This window comes from Rhodococcus gannanensis, from assembly GCF_042681175.1.
Lineage (GTDB): Bacteria > Actinomycetota > Actinomycetes > Mycobacteriales > Mycobacteriaceae > Rhodococcus_G > Rhodococcus_G gannanensis.
This window is the reverse complement of record NZ_JBHUFB010000013.1, coordinates 310,702-330,649: the sequence shown is the minus strand read 5'-3', so window position 1 is coordinate 330,649 and position 19,948 is coordinate 310,702. Positions and strand designations below refer to the sequence as shown.

Genomic DNA, 19,948 nt, shown 5'->3' with positions numbered 1-19,948 from the left:
GGTGAACTGCGCGGGTACGCGCGGGTAACCTATCCGCTTGCAGTCGGCGCGACTGCCCACTGCCAATGGACAAGGAAGTCGATTTTCCAGTGTCAGACAACACCGCGGTAAACAAGGCCGACGTAGTTCTCGTGGGAGCGGGCATCATGAGTGCCACGCTCGGATCCATCCTTCGGCAGCTGCAGCCGGACTGGTCGATCAGCGTGTTCGAGCGGCTCGACGCCGCCGCCGCGGAGAGCAGCGACCCCTGGAACAACGCGGGCACCGGTCACTCGGCGCTGTGTGAGCTGAACTACACCCCCCAGAACGCGGACGGATCGGTCGACGTCACCAAGGCGGTGAACGTCAACGAGCAGTTCCAGGTCTCGCGGCAGTTCTGGGCGCATTCGGTGGAGAACGGCATCCTCACCGAGCCCAAGGAGTTCGTCAACCCGATTCCGCACGTGAGCTTCGTGCACGGGGCGGACAACGTGAAGTACCTGCGGGCCCGCTACGACGCCCTCGCCGGTCACCCGCTGTTCGCCGGGATGGAGTACACCGAGCGCCCCGAGGAGTTCGCCAAGCGTCTCCCGCTGATGGCCGCCGGTCGTGACTTCTCCGACCCGGTCGCGCTGAACTGGACCGACGGCGGCACCGACGTCGACTTCGGTGCCCTCACCAAGCAGCTCCTCGGCCACATCGGGTCCTCGGGCGGCACCGTCCACTTCGGCCACGACGTGAAGAACCTCACCCAGCAGTCGGACGGCAGCTGGATCGTCAAGGTCGAGAACCTGCGGACCGGCGCGAAGAAGACGGTTCACGCCAAGTTCGTGTTCGTCGGCGCAGGTGGCGGTGCGCTGCACCTGCTGCAGAAGTCGGGCATCAAGGAGGCGAAGGGCTTCGGCGGCTTCCCCGTCAGTGGTCAGTTCCTGCGCTGCACCAACCCCGAGCTGATCGCCCAGCACAGCGCGAAGGTGTACGGCAAGGCCGCGGTCGGCGCCCCGCCGATGTCGGTTCCGCACCTCGACACCCGCGTCATCAACGGCAAGAAGGGACTGCTGTTCGGACCGTATGCCGGGTGGTCGCCCAAGTTCCTCAAGGAGGGCAAGGTCACCGACCTGCCCGGCTCGGTGAAGCCGAACAACCTGATGTCGATGCTCGGCGTCGGCGTCACCGAACTCGGTCTGACCAAGTACCTCATCGGCGAGCTCCTGCAGGGCCCCGAGGACCGCATCGAGACGCTGCGTGAGTTCATCCCGCGCGCGACCGGCGGCGACTGGGAGCTCATCACCGCGGGTCAGCGCGTCCAGGTCATCCGCAAGAAGGGCATGGGTGGCGTGCTGGAGTTCGGCACGGCCGTCATCAATGCGGCCGACGGCACCATCGCCGGCCTGCTCGGTGCGTCCCCGGGCGCATCGACCGCCGTACCCGCGATGCTCGACGTCCTCCAGCGCTGCTTCGCGGACCGCTGGGCATCCTGGGAGCCGCAGCTCAAGCAGATGGTGCCCTCGCTCGGCGTGAAGCTGTCCGACAACGAGTCCCTCTTCCGCGAGGTCTGGGACTGGAGCAACAAGGCTCTGCAGCTCGAGGAGACCGCGCCGGTCACGGCGGGCGCGACCGCCTAGATCGCACGTCAGGCTCACACGGCCGTCACCACACCCGCACGGGTCGTGGTGGCGGCCGTGCCCTATTGTTCGGGTCGAACTTCTTTCGTTCCCGCCGCGGGAAAGCCTGTGCGAATCAGGCACGGTCCCGCCACTGTGACGGTCGACGGCCACCCGCCGTCGCCGGAGTCAGATCGCCGCGGCGCGGAATCGACCACCGACCCCCGGCGCGGAAACCGGGGAGTGAGGGGACTGGCGCCGTGGCACACCAAGAGTCGGTGGCGGAAACGGATTCGAACCCGGGCTACCCGTTCGGCGCGATCGTCGGGCAGGACCTGCTGCGGCTGGCGCTGACCCTCTGCGCGGTGCACCCGGGTATCGGCGGTGTCCTGGTCCGCGGCGAGAAGGGGACCGCGAAGTCCACGGTCGTGCGTGCGCTCGCCGCGCTGCTGCCCCCGACGTCGAACGGTGCCGCGGCCCGGCTCGTCGAACTTCCTGTCGGCGCCACCGAGGACCGCGTCGTCGGATCCCTCGACCTGGAGAAGGTGCTCCGCGACGGCGAGCGCGCCTTCCAGCCGGGACTGCTCGCCGCCGCACACGACGGCGTGCTGTACGTCGACGAGGTGAATCTGCTGCACGACCACCTGGTCGACGTGCTGCTCGACGCCGCCGCGATGGGTCGCGTACACGTCGAGCGCGACGGCGTCTCGCACTCGCACCCGGCCCGGTTCGTGCTCGTCGGCACGATGAATCCGGAGGAGGGGGAGCTTCGGCCGCAGCTGCTCGACCGGTTCGGGCTCGCCGTGGACGTCGCCGCGTCCCGGGACGTCGACACCCGCATGCAGGTCGTGCGGCGTCGGCTCGACTTCGAGGCGGACCCGGTCGGGTTCGCCGCCCGGTACGCCGACGCCGACGCCGCGACCGCGGCGCGGATCGCGGAGGCCAGGTCGGCCCTCTCGGGCATCGCACTTCCGAACCGGGAACTGCGCCGGATCGCGGCGCTGTGCGCGTCCTTCGACGTGGACGGGATGCGCGCGGACCTGGTGCTCGCGCGCACCGCCACGGCGCACGCCGCCTGGCGCGGTGCAACCGAGGTCGCGGAGGAGGACGTGCGGGTCGCCGCCGAACTGACGTTGCCGCACCGGCGCCGCCGCGACCCGTTCGACGAGCCGGGCCTCGACCCCCAGCAGCTCGAGGACGCCATGCGGGACGCCGCCGAGCAGGCGGAGCAGGAGCCCGATCCCGAGCCGGACCCCGACCCCGACGGTCCCGGTGGCGGCGCTCCGCAGCCGGACGACGACGGAACCCCCTCTCCGCCGCTCCCGTCCGCCGACGACGCGACCGACCGGCCGGGCGGGCAGGAATCGACCCGGGACCGCGAGATCGGTGCTCCCAGCGCGCAGTTCCGCACCCGTCTCCTCACGGTTCCCGGCGTCGGCGAGGGTGCGCCGGGCCGCCGGTCGCGGTCACGGTCCCCGCGGGGCAGGACCGTGCGAGCCACGACCGAACCCGGTCGCGGCCTGCATCTGGTCGGCACCCTGTTCGCCGCGGCCGAGCACCAGGCGGACCGCGGGCGGACCGGCGGGCGGATGCTGTTGGCCCCCGGCGACATTCGCGGTGCGATCAAGGAAGGTCGCGAGGGCAACCTGATCGTCTTCGTGGTCGACGCGTCCGGATCGATGGCCGCGCGGGACCGGCTCTCCGCCGTGACCGGCGCCGTCGTGTCGCTGCTCCGGGACGCCTATCAGCGCCGGGACAAGGTCGCCGTCGTCACGGTCCGGGGAACGTCCGCCGAGCTCGTTCTCCCGCCGACGTCCTCGGTCGACGTCGCGGTGCGGCGCCTGCGGTCCCTGCGCACCGGCGGGAAGAGCCCACTGGCGCAAGGTTTCCTGAAGGCGCGAGAGGTGGTCCTGCGGGAGCGGGTCCGCGATCCGCAGCGCCGGGCGATGGTCGTCGCGCTCACCGACGGCCGGGCCACCGGCGGCACCGATCCGGTGCAGCGGGCGAAGGTCGCGGCGGGCCTGCTCGCGGACGCCTCCGTCGCGGGCGTCGTCGTCGACTGCGAGTCGGGGATGGTCCGACTCGGCCTGGCGCCGGAGCTCGCGGTGGCCCTGCGCGGCACCTGCGTCCGCCTCACCGAACTGTCCGCGGACAAGGTTGCCGGCGTCGTCCGGGCTGCCGCCTGATCCACCCGCCCGAAAGAGGAGCTCGACCATGCCCCAGGGAGTACCCGTCAGTGTCCCGGATGACGGCCTGACCACCCGGCAGCGCCGCAATGCGCCCGTCCTCGCGGTGCACACCGGACCCGGGAAGGGAAAGTCCACCGCCGCGTTCGGGATGGCGCTGCGGGCGTGGAACCAGGGCTTCGACGTCGCCGTGTTCCAGTTCGTGAAGTCCGCGAAGTGGAAGGTCGGCGAGGAGGCCGCGTTCCGTGCCCTCGGTGACATCCACGAGCAGACCGGGGTGGGTGGCCCGGTGCAGTGGAACAAGATGGGCGACGGCTGGTCCTGGAGCCGGAAGAAGGGCGAGGAGGAGGACCACGCGCGTGTCGCGCTCGACGGCTGGCGCGAGGTGGCGCGCCGGATCGCGAACGAGGAGCACAAGTTCTACGTCCTCGACGAATTCACGTACCCGCTCAAGTGGGGCTGGGTCGACGTCGACGAGGTCGTCGAGGTGCTGGTGAACCGCCCCGGCGCCCAGCACGTGGTGATCACCGGCCGGGACGCCCCGCAGGCACTCCTCGACGCCGCGGACCTGGTCACCGAGATGACGAAGGTGAAGCATCCGATGGACGCCGGACGCAAGGGGCAGCGGGGCATCGAGTGGTAGCCACCACCTGCCCCGCGGTGGTCATCGCCGCACCCGCATCGGGTAGTGGAAAGACCACTGTTGCAACGGGATTGATCGGCGCACTGCGGGCGTCGGGGGACCGGGTCGCACCGTTCAAGGTCGGTCCCGACTACATCGACCCCGGATACCACGGACTCGCCGCGGGCCGGATCGGCCGCAATCTCGATCCCGTGCTCGTGGGCGCCGACCGCATCGGTCCGCTCTACCGCCACGGCAGCGCGGACTGCGACATCGCCGTCGTCGAGGGCGTGATGGGTCTGTTCGACGGCAAGATCTCCGACCCCGCCCCGGAGGGGGCCGCCGAGGGATCCACCGCTCAGGTGGCCGGCCTGCTCGGCGCTCCCGTCGTCCTCGTCGTCGACGCGCGTGGGCACAGTCAGTCACTCGCCGCGGTCCTGCACGGATTCGCCACCTTCGACACGTCGGTCCGGATCGGCGGCGTGATCCTCAACCGGGTCGGCAGCCCCCGCCACGAACAGGTGCTCCGCCAGGCGTGCGAGAAGGTCGGGATCCCGGTGCTCGGCGCGGTGCCTCGGCTCGCGGAACTCGCGGTGCCGTCCCGTCACCTCGGCCTCGTAACCGCAGTCGAGCACGGCGGAGCAGCGACGGCCGCGGTCGACGCGATGACCGACCTGATCGCCCGCCACGTCGACCTGGACGCCGTGCGCGCGCTCGCAACCGCCTCCGTCGCGGCACCGGCCTGGGATCCCGCCACCGCGGTGGGGACACCGGTGTCCGGTTCACCGCTCGTCGCCGTCGCAGGGGGGGCCGCGTTCACCTTCGGCTACGCCGAACACCGCGAGCTGCTGGAGGCCGCGGGGGCGCGTGTCGTCGTGTTCGATCCCGCGGCCGACGAATTGCCGGACGGGATCGCCGGACTGGTGCTGCCGGGAGGCTTCCCGGAGGAGCACGCCCCCGCACTGGCCGCGAACACCGCGCTGCTGACCACGGTTCGGGAGCTGGCGCGTCGCGGGCTGCCGATCCACGCGGAATGCGCGGGACTGCTCTACCTGACCCGCGCCCTCGACGGTCACGCCATGACCCGGGTGATCGACATCGAGTCGACGTTCGGTTCGGCACTGACCCTCGGCTACCGCGAGGCAGTCGCACTGGAGTCCTCGCTGCTGTTCGTCGCGGGGCAACGCGTCGTCGGGCACGAGTTCCACCGCACCGTCCTCGCGGAGCAGTCCGCCGCGGGCTGGGCGCCGGCCTGGGGCTGGCACGTCGGTGGGGCCGCGGCCAAGGAGGGATTCGTGGGCGGACAGGTGCACGCCTCGTACCTGCACACCCACCCCGCGGGCAACCCGGACTCGATCCGCCGATTCGTCTCGGCCGCAGGTCGATTCGCCGAGCAGCATGGCTGATCTGGTCGTCGGCGTCGGGTTGCGCGACGGTGTCGGCGCGGCCGCCGTCGTCACCGCGGTCCGATCCGCGATCGCGGAGATCGACGCGTCGCCGACCGACGTCGTCGCGCTCGCGACCCTCGACCGGAAGGCCGCCGAACTCGCAGTTGTTCGCGCGGCAGCCGAACTCGGGGTGCCGGTGCTCGGCTTCACCGCCGCCGAGTTGGCCGCCGCCTCGGTACCGAACCCGTCGGCCCGCGTCGCCGCGGTCGTCGGAACGCCGAGTGTCGCGGAGGCGGCGGCGATCCTCGGATCCGGGGGCGGCGAACTCGTCGCCCGCAAGCGGGCCCGCGATGGCGTCACCGTCGCGCTCGCCCGTACTGTTTGATACCCACCCCCTGTGCGCGTTTCTGGCAGCTATGGCTACCAAAAGTGCGCACAGGCGCGAAGCGCACGAAGGAGAAACGAAGTGGCTGCAGACGAGACGAGTTACCTCGTCGGCCTGAACCTGACCGGCCGCCGGGTCGTCGTCGTCGGAGGCGGCACCGTCGCCCAGCGTCGCCTCGGCCTGCTCGTCGCGTCGGGCGCCCGGGTCCACGTCGTTGCACGCGCCGTCACTCCCGCAGTGGAGGGCATGGTGACCGGCGGCCAGATCACCGCGGAACTGCGCGACTACACCGACGGCGACCTCGACGGCGCCTGGTACGCGATCGCCTGCACCGACGAACCGGACACCAACGCCGCGGTCGTCGCCGAGGCGGAGAGCCGCCGGATCTTCTGCGTCCGCGCCGACAGCGCAAAGCAGGGCACCGCCGTCACCCCGGCGAGCGCGTCCTTCGACGGTCTCGAGATCGGAGTGCTGGCCGGGGGAGCCCACCGCCGGTCCGCTGCGGTCCGGACGGCCATCGTGGAGGCACTGCAGTCGGGATCGCTGACGGACGACGAGCCGCACGCCGCGGGCGTCGCGCTGGTCGGCGGTGGTCCGGGTGACCCCGATCTGATCACCGTCCGCGGTCGTAGGCTGCTGGCGCGCGCGGACGTCGTCGTCGCAGACCGTCTCGCCCCGCCGGAACTGCTCGCCGAACTCGGCCCGCAGGTCGAGGTGATCGACGCCGCGAAGATCCCCTACGGCCGGGCGATGGCGCAGGAGGCGATCAACGCCGCACTGATCGACAACGCGAAGGCAGGCAAGTTCGTGGTCCGGCTCAAGGGCGGCGACCCGTACGTCTTCGGCCGCGGCTTCGAGGAACTCGAGGCGTGCGTCGACGCCGGCGTTCCGGTCACCGTGGTGCCCGGGATCACCAGTGCCATCGCCGTCCCGTCCGCGGCGGGTATCCCCGTCACGCATCGTGGCGTCACCCACGAGTTCGTCGTCGTCAGCGGCCACGTCGCACCCGACCACCCGGACTCGCTGACCGACTGGTCGGCACTCGCGAAGCTGCGCGGAACCCTCGTGATCCTGATGGGCGTCGAGCGGATCGAGAAGTTCGCCACAGTCCTCGTCGACGGCGGCCGGGCCGCGGACACCCCCGTGACGGTCATCCAGGAGGGCACCACCCGCGGACAACGTGAACTGCGCGCCGATCTCGGCACCGTCGCGGCCCGGATCAGGGACGAGGGCATCCGCCCGCCCGCGATCATCGTCGTCGGTCCCGTGGCGGGGTTCTCGGTAAACGGTGGGTAACGTGGGGTCTCGTGTCTGACTCCACCGCCGTGAAGTACCCCGTGACGACGCGGGCGTTCGGTCTCGCGATCGTCGTCCTCAGCGGCATGCAGCTGATGATGGTGCTGGACGGGACGGTGGCCTCGCTCGCGCTGTCCCGGATCCAGGAGGACCTCGGTCTCAGCGACGCCGGCCGCAACTGGGTCATCACGTCGTATGCGCTCACGTTCGGTGGACTGATGCTGCTCGGCGGCCGCCTCGGTGACGCGTTCGGACGTAAGCGAGTCTTCATCGCGGGTGTCGCGATCTTCACCGTCACATCATTGCTGTGCGGGCTCGCGTTCAACGAGGCCACTCTCGTTGCGGCCCGGGCACTGCAGGGTGTGGGCGCCGCCATCGCGTCGCCGACCGCGTTGGCGCTCGTCGCGACAACGTTCGCGCCGGGCCCCGTCCGCAATCAGGCAATCGCGATCTTCGCGGCCATGACGGGCGTCGGGTCGGTGACCGGGCTGATCGCCGGCGGTGCCCTGACCGAGGTGTCGTGGCGGTGGATCTTCCTCATCAACGTGCCCATCGGCCTGGTGATCCTGGTGTTCGCGTTCTCCTCCCTCTCGGAGACCAATGCCGAACGGCTCAAGCTCGATGTTCCGGGAGCGATCCTCGCGACTCTCGGCTGCACCGCCGTCGTGTTCGGTTTCACCGAGGGGCCCGAGATGGGATGGGGGAGCCCGCTGGTGCTCGCCGGGCTGATCGGCGGCCTGGTGCTGCTCGGGGCGTTTCTCCTGGTGGAGAGACGTGCCGAGAATCCGCTGCTGCCGTTCTCCCTGTTCCGCAACCGCGACCGGGTGGCGACGTTCATCGCCATCGCCCTGGTCGGAATGGTGATGTTCTCGCTGGCGCCGTTCGTCGCGCTGTTCGTCCAGGACGTGCTCGGGTACACGCCGCTGCGGGCGGGCCTGGCGTTCGTGCCGTTCGCGTTCGGGCTCGGCGCCGCGGCTTTCGTCGCGTCGAAGCTTGCGGTCCGGGTCCCGCCGCGGTGGCTGGTTGTCGCGGGCACCCTGCTCACCTTCGCGGGCCTGATGTACGGCTCGACACTGGACACGTCCACCACCTACGTCTCGCACATGCTCGGACTCGTCGTCGGTGTCGGCTTCGGAGTCGGCCTCGCGGTGGTGCCACTGCCGCTGTGCGCGATCTCCGGGGTCGGCCCGCACGAGATCGGGCCGCTCGCCGCGATCGCCCAGGTCGCGAATGTGCTGTTCGGACCCATCGGTCTGGCGATCGTCGGCGCGATGGCGACCTCCAAGACGCTGTCGCTCGGTGGTGTCTCGGGAGTGCCTGCCGCCGAGATGAACCCGGCTCAGCTCGACGCCCTGAGTCAGGGTTACACCTTCGCGTTGCTCGGCTGCGCGATTCTCGCCGCACTCGCGGCGCTGGCCGCCCTGTTCATTCGGTTCACGCCGGAGCAGGTCGCGCAGGCGCAGGCCGCGGAGAAGGCGGCGCAGGAGGCATAAGCCTCCGGTCGTCCGCGACTCGCGCCGCTCGCTCAGTGCTGTTCGTTGTCGGGGTGCAGGTGCGCGCGTTCCCCGTCCCGATCGAAGATCGAGAGGACCTCGACGGGGCCGCGATGTGCGGTGATGGCGTGTGGAGTCATCGTGGAGAACTGAGCGGCCTGACCGACCTCGACCAGGATCGTGCGCTCGCCGAGTTGGAGTCGGACCGACCCGGACAGCACTGTGAACCACTCGTGTCCCGGATGTACGCCCAGCTTGTCGACCGGGAGCGGGTCGCTGTCGGTGATGCGAAGCTTCGCGACGGTCACGCCGGGCAGGCTGGACTCACGGGACAGGAGCCACGTGGTGATGCCCTGCCTGCGCTGCGGCTCGGGACGGATCACCACGTCCTCGTCGTCCGGAGACTCGACCAGCTCGTCGAGGGTCGTGTCGAGTGCTCGGGCGATGGGCACCAGCTGGTCGAGCGCGATGCGTCGGTGACCCGTCTCGATGCGACTCAGTGTCGAGGGGCTGAGGTGGCAGCGTGTGGCCAGCGTGTCGAGGGACCAGCCTCGGGCGAGGCGGAGGCTGCGGATGCGCTGGCGGATGACGTCCTCCAGCCCGCGTTCTTGCGTCATGCGCAAGAGTGTATGCGCTCAGAGCAGGGCAGCGCTAGCGTGGAGTCATGGAGCACTCACACGCACACGCCCGAGACCATGCGCACGGTCACGGGCACGGACACGGCCACGGGCAAGGGCAACCGGACGTCGCGACCCTCGAGGGCCTCGCCGAGGTCCTCGACCTCGACGCCGAGGTGCTGGGATCGTGCCTCGACGACATCACCGACTGGGTGGCCGGCCACGCGTCCGCCCCGGTTCGCAGCGTCGTCGACATCGGCGCCGGCACCGGCACCGGCACAGTGGCGCTCGCACGCCGCTTCGACGGTGCCGACCTGATCGCGATCGACCGGTGGCCCACGATGATCGATCGACTCCGCGCAACGGCCGCCGCACACGGCCTCGACGGCAGGCTGCGGATCGTGGAGGCCGACCTCGACGCCGCCTGGCCGTCGGACGCCCGAGGTGTCGACGTCGCGTGGGCGTCCGCCTCGCTGCACGAGGTCGCCGATCCCGACCGTCTGCTCCGTGGCGTGCGGGACGCACTCACCCCGGACGGTGTGCTCGCCGTGGTCGAGATGGACTCGCTGCCCCGGTTCCTTCCGGACGCTGTCGGCGAGGGACTCGAATCCCGCTGCCACGAGACCCTCACCGCGCAGGGCTGGAACTCCTACCCGGACTGGCGGGGGCATCTCGAGCGTGCAGGCTTCGAGGTCGTCGACCAGCGGTCGTTCGAGGTCGTGCGGCCCGCATCGGAGCCGGTCCGGCGCTATGCGCGGCTGAACGTCGAGCGGATGCGCGGTGCCCTCGCCGATCGGCTGGGTGACGGCGATCTCCGTGTTCTCGACGACCTTCTCACCGACGGGCACCCCGACTCGCTGATGCGCCGTGACGACCTGACCGCGCGGGTCGGCCGAACCGGCTGGGTCGCTCGGGCCTGAACGGGCCAGAGCGACCGTTCCCGGGGGACTGCCGGATCAGGCCCTTCGGCGGAGCATGAACGCGCCGGCACCGACCGCGGCGAGCACCACGACGCAGACGCCGATCACGATGGTCGTGACCGAGGTGCCGGACTCGTCGGTCGCGGTGCCGGTGTCGGCGAGGGTGCGCACCTCGGGCTCCGACGCGGCGGACGTCGTCACCGCAACCGATGCGGAACCCGCGCCGAACGTGACCGGCGTGCGGGTGTCCTGGCTGCGATCGGGTGAACCGTGCGCGGCGACGGTGTAGATCGAGCACGCGTTCCGGGTGCAGTCCGAATCACCCTTCACCGCAGCCAGTTCCAGCTCGGTCGTCCAGGCGCCGTCGACGATCTTGTCGGGTGTGAGGTAGGCGGTGGTCATCCACGCGGACGCGTCCGTCGCCGAGTAGCGGTCGTCCTGGATCAGTCCGACGTAGATGCCCGCGCCGGCGCCGGAGAACCCGGTGCCGCTCACGGTGACCGTCTCGCCCGCGGCGTCGAGCCCGTCGGTCTTCGACGCCGTGACCGCCGCCGTCCCGGCTGCCGGGGCCGCGGCGGTGGTCGTCGTCGGGTTCGCTGTTCCGACGAAGCTGATCGGGGTGACCGTGTCCTGGCTGCGGTCGGCGGAGCCGTGAGCGGCGAGGGTGTAGACGGCGCAGGCGTTGCGCGTGCAGTCGCTGTCGCCGAACGCGCCGGTGACGCCGAGGGTCGTCGACCACGATCCGTTCGACATGTCGGAGGCGCGGATGAACTTCGCGTCCTGGAATGCGGAGGCGTCGGTCGTCGAGAAGCGATTCGATTGTGCGACACCGACGTAGATGCCCGCGCCGGTGGTGGAGAATCCGGTACCCGACACGGTGATGGTGTCGCCGGCCGCGTTCAGTCCCGAGGTCTTGGAGGCGGACACCGACGGGCTGCCTGCGGGTGCGGTGGCAGTCGTGGTCGGCGCGGCCGCCGATGCGCCCGCGGGATCGAACGTGACCGGGGTGACGGTGTCCTGGCTGCGGTCGGGGGAGCCGTGGGCTGCGAGCGTGTAGATCGCACAGCTGCGGGCGAGGCAGTCGGCGGCGCCGGACCGGGCCCGTACGGGCAGGTCGACCGACCATGCGCCGCCGTTGATCTCGGTCGAGCGCACGTAGACGGTGGACGCGAACGAGTCGGCGTTCGTCGGGTTGTAGCGGCCGGTCTCGGCGAGGCCGACGTAGATGCCGGCGCCCGCGGCGGAGAATCCGGTACCCGACACGCGGAGCGTCTCGCCCTCGGAACGGACGCCCGAGGTCTTCGAGACGGTGGTGACGGGCCCACCGGCTCCCGGTGCGGCGCCGGAGCCCTGCTGGGCGACCGCCGCGTCGGACGCGAACGAGATGGGCACCCAGACGTCCTGGCTGCGGTCCGTGAAGATCGACGGGAAGGCCGCGAAAGTGGCGATGTAGCAGTCGGTCTGGAGGCAGTCGACGTTCTTGACGTTACGGCTGGCCTCGATGTCGGCGGTGAAGCTGCCGTCGGGGCCGGTGGTGACCTTCGCCTCCTGCCCGTAGGTGGTCGGGAAACCGACCGCCGGCTTGGCGACGGTCTGCGCCAGGTACAGGGGAGTGTCGGCCTTGAAGCCGGTGCCGGTCACCGTGACGGTGTCGCCGGTGTTCAGTCCGTCGGCCCGCGAGAGGGTGATGGCACCGGTGCCCGCGCCGAAGTCGACGTCGACCGGGCCGAGCGAGACACCGCCCGAGGCCGAGCCACTCGGCGCCTGCTGCGCCTGTGCGATCCCGAGGGGGATCGCCGCCGACATCGTGACGACCGCTGCCGCGAGCGCCACCCTCCTGAACACGCGCATTCCCCAACTCCCTGGTCCGGGCCGCCGACGACGGCACCACAACGACGAGAGGTGAGGCTAACCTATGTGCTGGACGTCCGTTCGGGCGGTACCCGCGCAGCGCAGCCCGACGGCGTGGGTGGCCGCGGTCGGATGGTCGTGGTCACCCGTTCCGTCGGGGAGCCCTGATCGGGTCATGACGTGATGTTGATCGGGCCCGGTGTCCAGAACCCGGATCGCGTCACCGCCTCGGTCTGGATCTGCGCGGGTGCGGCGGCCCGGTCGATCGGGACGAACTGCTCGATCGAACCCCAGTCCCTGTCCCAGTCGTGCGCCAGGTAGGAAGGGATCGTCCGGGCGCCGAGCAGCAATTGTGTCCACCCGAGTGGTCCGCCGCCGTAGTGGTCCTGCCACAGACCGGTGACCACGGCGAGCGGTCGGTCCGGGGAGATCCGGTACTCGGGTACTTCCGCGACCCCGTTCGAGTGCAACATCTGGTGCTGGCACGGAAAGTTCAGCCCGACGGCCCAGTCCAACAGGACCGGGGTGTCGCGGCCGACCACCTCCTGCAGCGTGCGGGTCTGCGGTACCCGCGGTGGGGTGAATGCCAGCCACTGCTCGGGGCGGACGTCGTGGTCGGCCGCCACGACTCGTACGACGTCGGCTTCTGCGGGCAGGGTGTCGAGGGGAACGCGGAGGTTCCGCCACGACGGTGTGGGTCCGATGTCGAGCGGCACCACCGAGCCCAGCGGGGTGATCGCGTCGCCTGTACCACGCGCGCCGTACTCGATTACCAGGTCCTGACCGTAGGTTTCGATGCCGTCGGAATCGACGGACCGGATCGACCCTGCCGCCGAGATCGACACCAGGTCGCCCCGGGACCCGGAACCGTCGGGCTCGGGAAGGCGGTACCAGTCGGTGGTGACGGTGGCGACACCGTCGGCGCCGTCGCTGCCGAGCACGGGGGTGGTCACCGGATCGAGACCGAAGGGCAGGGCCACCGTACTTCCGTTGACGCCTTCGCCGCCGAATCCGCCGCCGGTGCCGGCGGTGCTGCCGGTCGTGTTCTGGTCGGCGCCCGTGCGGTCGACGGTGTTCGCGGTTCCGGAGGCGACGTCCTCGGCTGCCGGGGTGAGGTCCTGCGCGACACCGTTCGGCGTGAACCCGTCACCGCCGCCCGCCGCGAGTGCCGTCGCGGTGTTTCCGGAGAGCGGTTGCAGCATCGATGCGTTGGGGTCGGTTTCGAGGAGGACGTCGTTCGCCAGTCCGCACGTCGAGCCGGTCAGGGCGTCGACGTTGGAGCGGGCAACCGAATAGGCGGGGTACTGCGACACTGCACCCTTGGCGAGGGAGAGCACCTCGAACGCGACCATCACCGCCGCGGCGACCGTCAACGGCGGGATCGCCCAGAGCCGGGACGGCTTGTCGGTCCGGGCCGAGGCGCTCGGATGAATGTGGAACCAGGCCGCCACCCCGAACAGCAGTACCGCGAGAGCGAGGAACGCGACCGCGAACCCGTGCCCGCCGATCGACGGCGGCTTGTCGAACCACGGAACCCCGTAACTCGAGACGTACCACCAGTCGTTGCGGCCGGCGAACGAGATCGCCACGACGCATGTCATGGCCGCAGCGAAGAGCGCGCGGTTCCGCCGGGACCGCAACACCGCCGGTGCCACGGCGATGGCGGCGGCGATCGCGAGGGCGCCGGCGAGCCCGGCATAGATCCCGAAATGGTGGGTCCACTTGGTGGGCACGAACGTCATCAGCACCATCGCGCCGAGAGTGGTGCCGGCGATTCGGCTGGTCGGTCCCGTTGCGGCGCCGGGGATTCGGCCCCGCCGCAGCAGTGCCACCACGACCGTCGTCAAGCAGAGCACCATCGTGATCACGGCGAACCGCCGGGCCAGCGAGCCGTCCGTACTGTCCTGCAACAGCCATTGGTAGCGGAGGTACTCGTTGAACCACGGCTCGTCCGGCCCAACAGCGTGTACCCGCTGCATTTCCCGCACCGCAGCGAACGACTGGTCCGCGAACGCCGCGACGAGCACCACGAGACCGGCCGAGATCATCGGAAGGAGCAGTGCGGCGTGGCCGACGAGGCGGGCCCGGTCGGCCACGATCCGGGCGATCGGGCGGGCGCCGGAGATCAATGCGGCGAAGCAGATGATCCCCGACGGGCCGGCGGTCACGGTGATCGCGCCCACGAGGATGGCTGCCGCTGCGGGGAACAGGCGGCGCGTTGCGACCGCTCGTTCGACGGAGCACCAGGTGAGCAGGACGCCGACAGCGACGATCGGTTCCGGTCGCAGACCGTTGTTGAACGGCAACCAGAACGCGAGAAACACTAGAGCCCCGGTCCACAGCGGCAGGGATGTCCGGCGGGCGGCCACGCCGAGCCTCGGCGCCACCTCCCGGCTGAGCAGCCACCACGCGAGCAGTCCGGCTGCCAGCGCGGGCAGTCGCATCCAGATGCTGGCGGTCGACAGCTGGGTCATCACTGCGAGGACGTCGTAGAAGGGGGTGCCGAACGGCGCCTCGGGGACACCGAACCAGCGGAAGTAGTTCGCCATGTATCCGGCCTCGCCGGCCGTGCGTGCCATACCCAGCTGGTAGCCATCGTCCGAGGTGTTCGCGCCGATCACATGCCACAGGGCGAGCACTCCCACGACCACGGCGTCGATACGGGTGAACGACCACCACGAAGCGGGAAGGAACCGCCGGGAGTGCCGGCCGTCGACGGTGTCGAGGCGGTGCAGCGACCACAGTGCAATCGCGGTCGCCAGGATCGCCACGATCATCGCGAGAAGCTTCAACGGGGTCGGTGACGTGGTGAATCGGGTGTCGAGCGTCGCGTCGACCCGCAGTCCGGCCGGAGCAGCTCCGTCCAGGTCGGAGAAGACGCCGACCATCTGTGGACGCAGGTCACGGTCGAACACCTGCTCGGTGTCGTTGTCACTGCCGGTGACAGCGGCGACGGTCCGGGTCGGCGTCGAGGTGATCGTCACCGCACAATCGGTCCCGGTCAGCGACGTGACAGGCGTGGACAGCAGGATCGTGTTTCGCGTGACGACCTCGAGTTGGGCGGAGCCGCCGCGGTCGAGTACGCGGGCGGACAGCGCCCACCGGTCCGGCTGGGCGGCTCCGATCGGCGCCGTCGACACCAGGACACCACCCCCCGTCGCGGCCAACTCCCCGAGGGCCGTGCACGGAATGCGTATGTCCAGATCGGTCGGGCTGTACGACACCAGAGGTGCAGTGACGCCGTCCAGCGATCCGCCCTGCGGCCACGAGATTCGCGCCTGTGTCTGTTCGACGGGCAGGAACGGAATCGCGAGTGCGGCAAGAACACCGGCCACGGCGCTGATCACGGCGACCAGCCTCGTACGCTGCGGACCGGTCGGTGAGACCGGACGTCCACGGGCGGCGGACGAGTGTGGAGGCGGCGTCCCGGTCGCAGTCGTCGTGTTCGTCACGGAATGCGAGCCTATCCACACCGGGCAGCGAAACCTGAATCCTCCGTTCCGCTGTCGACGTTCCGGCGCCGGCCGATGGAGTGACGGGTGAGTCGGATCAGGTCAGGATGACGAGCTCCGTCGCGGACGCGATCTCGACGCGCAGGCCCGCCTTCGCTGCGACCCGCGCGACGCCGCGCACGTCCGACGGCTCGGCTCGGGAGACGACGAGCGCACGCGCGAGCAACCCCTTGTGGTGCTTGTTGAAATGGCTCACCACCGACCGGCTGCCGTCCGGCTTCTCCGTCAGAACCGTCGCGGTCACCGCACCGGGCACGGGGCCCAACTGCTGGTAGGTGCCCGACCGTAGGTCCACGATCAGGCCTGCGTCCTCCGCTTCGAGTGCAGGCGTGATCTCCGGCTTCCACAGCGACTGCAGGGTGCCCATCCCGGGCAGCTTCGATCCGCCCGAGAGTCGGTACGCCGGAATCGGATCCCCCGGCCGGACGACGCCGAACAGCGCGGAACCGATCGCGAGCCGCGTCATCGCCTTCGACTTCTGCACGCGGGTGAGGGATCTCACGTCGAGCGCGTCGAACAACACCCCGGTGTAGCGCTCGAGGGCCGGCCGCGTTGGCGAGGTCCACAGTTCGGCGTTGCGCGCGACCTCGTCCGACTGACCCGCGCTGAGCCCGAGCGCGACACTGGACGCCTCCACGTCGTCGGCGAGCGCGACGAGTGTGTCCACGAGCATCTCGCGGGTCGAGGTTAGCTTCGGGAACGACAGCTCACCGAGGTCGAGGGGAGCGCCCTTGCCGCCGTCGGACTTCGTTTCGGAGGGAGGCAGCAGTACCAGCACGGCCGGTAACGCTACCTCCGGAGCCGGGTAGATCCCTACACGGACCGGATACGACACCGCCCCTCGGTGTGAGCCGAGGGGCGGTGACGAATCGCGCGGATCAGGAGATGGTGCAGCCGGAGATCGGCTTGTCGGCGAGCCGGTCGAGCAGGTACGTCACGACCTTGTCGCTCATGTACCCGTCGGCGATCTGCGGACCGAAGTGGTTCGGAATCGTCGCACCGGACGCGATCGGCGGCAGGTCGTTCGTGTCGAATCGGACCGTCGCGCCCTTCGCGCACCAGTCCTCGGCCAGTTGCCGTGCCTGACCGTAGGGGACGGTGTCGTCGTTGAGACCACTGGTGATCAGGACGGGGCTGGCGGGGGTGAGCCGGCCGATGCGCTGAGCGTCGAGGGTCCGCATGGCGTCGGGCATCTCGCGGAAGTGGTCGAGGAGAGGCCGGCCGTCGACGGTGAGGGTGCTCGACTTCAGGAACGGGTGCTTCAGGATGACGTCGCCGATGCACGCGTCGCGCATCTCGTCGAGGAACGCCAGTCCGCGCGGGTTGAGGACCTGCTCGGCCTGGGGGCGCAGTGCGGGGTCGCGGTCCAGGAATCCGTTGAGGGCGAATCCGACCACGCCGCCGATGAGGCTGCCGTCGACCTGGCCGAGGATCTCGGTCAGGTTCGCGGTCGGGCCTCCCGCCCAGGTGCCCTTCAGATTCACGTCGGGGGCGTAGGTCGGCTGCATCTCGGCCGCGGCCGCGGTGGCACCGCCGCCCTGGGAGTAGCCCCAGAGGACGATCGGTGTCGCTGATCCGCCGGAGAGGTTGTTCGCGGCGCGCGCCGCGTCGAGCACGGCGTACCCGCTCTCCTTGTTGTTGACGTACGTGTGGACGCCGGGTGTTCCCAGGCCGATGTGGTCGGTCACGAACACGCGCGCACCCATGGCGCTCCACGCGGCGGCCGACAGGATCTCCTGGTTCGCCGAGAACGACGCCTTCGAGATGTCGACGTACATTCCGTTCTGGAAGGCCGCCGACACCGCGCACTGGTCGCCCTGCCCGGAGGTGCCGGGTGCGATGACGACCGTCGGGCGAGGGCCGGACCCCGTCCAGGGGCGGTTGGTGTCGACGAACGTGCCGCTGACGGCGACGGGCGAGCCGTCCTGCATGGTCGAGGTGTACAGGACCTGGCGGCCTTCGGCGGGCCAGGTGCCGCTTCCTCCGGGGACGGTGGCGAGGATCGGGAGGGGTTCGTTCCTGATCACGGCGCCGGGGGTGGAGTCGAACTGCGCCGGGGGCACGTAGAAGGCGCTGACCGGATCGGCGACGGCGGGACTCGCGCAGAGTGTGGCGGCGATTCCGAGCGCCAGGCCGACGGTGAGCGCCGTCGTGCCTGCTCGACGCGTCTTCCGCGGCGGGCGCGGCTTCTCTCGTCTCCAACCCTGTCCGAGCACGTGATTCTCCCCCTGTGGTCGTGTGATTCGTGAGGTGACCGAGCGCGCACCCGAGGTGGGGTGTGGCGCCGGCCACCAGGAACTTACCCGACAGTAACCACAATAAGTGTCTAGTTGTGATGGCGGTCACAGTGATGTGAGCACTGGCGGTTCCGGTCGGCCTCGGGTCGCCGACTATCCTGATATCCCGTGATCACCCGCCTGTCTCAGCTGTTCCTGCGCACCCTCCGTGACGATCCGGCCGATGCCGAGGTTCCCAGCCACAGGCTGCTGGTTCGAGCCGGCTATGTTCGCCGCATCGCGCCGGGTGTCTACTCCTGGCTGCCGCTCGGCCTGAAGGTGATGCGTGAGGTCGAGCGGGTCGTCCGCGAGGAGATGGACGCCATCGGCGCCCAGGAGATCCTGCTGCCCGCACTGCTGCCGCGCGACCCCTACGAGACCAGCAACCGCTGGACCGAGTACGGCCAGGGACTGTTCCGGCTGAAGGACCGCAAGGGCAACGACTACCTGCTCGGGCCGACGCACGAGGAACTGTTCGCGCTCACCGTCAAGGGTGAGTACAACTCGTACAAGGACTTCCCGGTCACCCTCTACCAGGTCCAGACCAAGTACCGCGACGAGGAGCGGCCCCGCGCCGGCATCCTGCGCGGTCGCGAGTTCGTCATGAAGGACTCGTACTCGTTCGACCTCACCGACGAGGGTCTGACCGCCTCCTACCAGGCGCACCGGGACGCCTACGAGCGCATCCTGCAGCGTCTCGGCGTCAAGTACGTCATCGTGTCCGCGACCTCCGGTGCGATGGGCGGCAGCGCGTCCGAGGAGTTCCTGGCCGAGTCCGAGGTCGGCGAGGACACCTACGTCCGCTGCCTCGAGTCCGGCTACGCCGCCAACGTCGAGGCCGTCAAGACTCTCGCGCCCGAGCCGATCCCGTTCGACGGGCTCCCCGAGGCGAAGGTCTACGACACCCCGGGGACAGCGACCATCGACACCCTGGTCGAGTGGGCGAACGGAGCCGACCTTGGCCGCACCGTCACCGGCGCGGACACGCTGAAGAACGTGATGGTGAAGACCCGAGTGCCGGGTGGCGAGTGGGAACTGCTCGGCATCGGCGTGCCCGGCGACCGCGAGGTCGACGCGAAGCGCCTCGAGGCGTCGCTGGAACCGGCCGAGTACGTGCTCCTGACCGAGACCGACTTCAAGAACAACCCGTTCCTCGTCAAGGGTTACATCGGCCCGAAGGCATTGCAGGAGAACGGTGTCCGCTATCTCGTCGACCCGCGTGTGGTCGACGGCACCAGCTGGATCACCGGCGCCGACGAGGAGGGCAAGCACGTCGTCGGTCTCGTCGCCGGCCGCGACTTCACTCCAGACGGCACCATCGAGGCCGCCGAGGTTCGCGACGGCGATCCCTCACCGGACGGTGCGGGCGCACTCGTGGCGGCTCGCGGCATCGAGGTCGGACACGTCTTCCAGCTGGGCCGCAAGTACACCGACGCGTTCGAGGTGAACGTCCTCGGCGAGAACGGCAAGCCGGTGCGCCCGACGATGGGCTCGTACGGAATCGGCGTGTCCCGGCTGGTTGCCGTCATCGCCGAGCAGCAGCACGACGACAAGGGACTGCGCTGGCCCGCCGAGGTGGCCCCGGCGAACGTGCACCTGGTCATCGCGAACAAGGACGACGCCGCACGCGAGGGCGCCGAGGCGCTCGCCGCGCAGCTCGACGGTGCGGGCCTGTCGGTGATCCTCGACGACCGCAAGGCGTCGCCGGGCGTGAAGTTCAAGGACTCCGAACTGCTCGGTGTCCCGCTGATCGTGGTCGTCGGTCGTGGTTACGCCGACGGGAATGTCGAACTGCGCGACCGCTTCACGGGCGAGTCCC

14 protein-coding genes are annotated in these 19,948 nt (G+C 70.1%); 9 read left to right on the top strand and 5 right to left on the bottom strand.

The genetic code is table 11. The features are described 5' to 3' along the window. The first annotated feature begins 65 nt into the window (after positions 1 to 65). The 7 genes from mqo (at position 66) to ACFSJG_RS18705 (ending at position 8,953) form a co-directional block, all read left to right on the top strand. Positions 66 to 1,604, top strand: coding sequence for a malate dehydrogenase (quinone) (gene mqo, locus ACFSJG_RS18735; RefSeq protein WP_378486735.1), 1,539 nt, complete (start codon positions 66 to 68; stop codon positions 1,602 to 1,604). A 257-nt stretch (positions 1,605 to 1,861) separates the two neighbouring features. Then, entirely contained in the window at positions 1,862 to 3,769 is a 1,908-nt protein-coding gene (locus tag ACFSJG_RS18730) for a VWA domain-containing protein (protein ID WP_378486734.1), read from the top strand. A gap of 28 nt (positions 3,770 to 3,797) precedes the next feature. Further along, positions 3,798 to 4,412, top strand: coding sequence for a cob(I)yrinic acid a,c-diamide adenosyltransferase (cobO, locus tag ACFSJG_RS18725; protein ID WP_378486733.1), 615 nt, complete (start codon positions 3,798 to 3,800; stop codon positions 4,410 to 4,412). After that, positions 4,406 to 5,797 (top strand): cobyrinate a,c-diamide synthase, encoded by a 1,392-nt coding sequence (locus tag ACFSJG_RS18720; protein WP_378486732.1) that lies wholly within the window; start codon positions 4,406 to 4,408, stop codon positions 5,795 to 5,797. The genes cobO and ACFSJG_RS18720 overlap by 7 nt, the downstream gene beginning before the upstream one ends. After that, entirely contained in the window at positions 5,790 to 6,164 is a 375-nt protein-coding gene (locus ACFSJG_RS18715; RefSeq protein WP_378486731.1) for a cobalamin biosynthesis protein, read from the top strand. Before ACFSJG_RS18720 ends, ACFSJG_RS18715 begins: the two co-directional genes overlap by 8 nt. A gap of 81 nt (positions 6,165 to 6,245) precedes the next feature. Further along, a complete protein-coding gene (gene cobA, locus ACFSJG_RS18710) occupies positions 6,246 to 7,460 on the top strand; it encodes a uroporphyrinogen-III C-methyltransferase (RefSeq protein WP_378486730.1) in 1,215 nt (404 codons plus the stop codon). 86 nt (positions 7,461 to 7,546) lie between these two features. Further along, complete coding sequence (locus ACFSJG_RS18705; protein WP_378486873.1) at positions 7,547 to 8,953, top strand: MFS transporter; 1,407 nt, start codon at positions 7,547 to 7,549, stop codon at positions 8,951 to 8,953. 32 nt (positions 8,954 to 8,985) lie between these two features. On the opposite strand, the gene ACFSJG_RS18700 is transcribed toward ACFSJG_RS18705, so the two are convergent. After that, entirely contained in the window at positions 8,986 to 9,570 is a 585-nt protein-coding gene (locus ACFSJG_RS18700; protein ID WP_378486729.1) for a helix-turn-helix domain-containing protein, read from the bottom strand. A 47-nt stretch (positions 9,571 to 9,617) separates the two neighbouring features. Here ACFSJG_RS18700 and ACFSJG_RS18695 point away from each other — a divergent pair, with 47 nt between their 5' ends. Continuing rightward, the gene (locus tag ACFSJG_RS18695; RefSeq protein ID WP_378486728.1) at positions 9,618 to 10,490 is read left to right on the top strand and encodes a class I SAM-dependent methyltransferase; all 873 of its coding nucleotides are present in this window, start codon (positions 9,618 to 9,620) and stop codon (positions 10,488 to 10,490) included. Between the two features lie 36 nt (positions 10,491 to 10,526). Here the strand turns inward: ACFSJG_RS18695 and ACFSJG_RS18690 are convergent, their stop codons facing one another. From ACFSJG_RS18690 to ACFSJG_RS18675, 4 genes are all read right to left on the bottom strand, one after another. Next, entirely contained in the window at positions 10,527 to 12,341 is a 1,815-nt protein-coding gene (locus tag ACFSJG_RS18690) for a neocarzinostatin apoprotein domain-containing protein (RefSeq protein ID WP_378486727.1), read from the bottom strand. Between the two features lie 173 nt (positions 12,342 to 12,514). Beyond that, complete coding sequence (locus tag ACFSJG_RS18685; RefSeq protein ID WP_378486726.1) at positions 12,515 to 15,793, bottom strand: arabinosyltransferase domain-containing protein; 3,279 nt, start codon at positions 15,791 to 15,793, stop codon at positions 12,515 to 12,517. A 97-nt stretch (positions 15,794 to 15,890) separates the two neighbouring features. Then, a complete protein-coding gene (gene yaaA / locus ACFSJG_RS18680) occupies positions 15,891 to 16,631 on the bottom strand; it encodes a peroxide stress protein YaaA (RefSeq protein ID WP_378486725.1) in 741 nt (246 codons plus the stop codon). Positions 16,632 to 16,731: 100 nt separating this feature from the next. Then, a complete protein-coding gene (locus ACFSJG_RS18675; protein WP_378486724.1) occupies positions 16,732 to 18,069 on the bottom strand; it encodes a lipase family protein in 1,338 nt (445 codons plus the stop codon). A gap of 189 nt (positions 18,070 to 18,258) precedes the next feature. On the opposite strand from ACFSJG_RS18675, the gene ACFSJG_RS18670 reads away from it, so the two are divergent. Next, a partial coding sequence (locus tag ACFSJG_RS18670) for a proline--tRNA ligase (RefSeq protein WP_378486723.1) occupies positions 18,259 to 19,948 on the top strand: 1,690 nt, incomplete at its 3' end.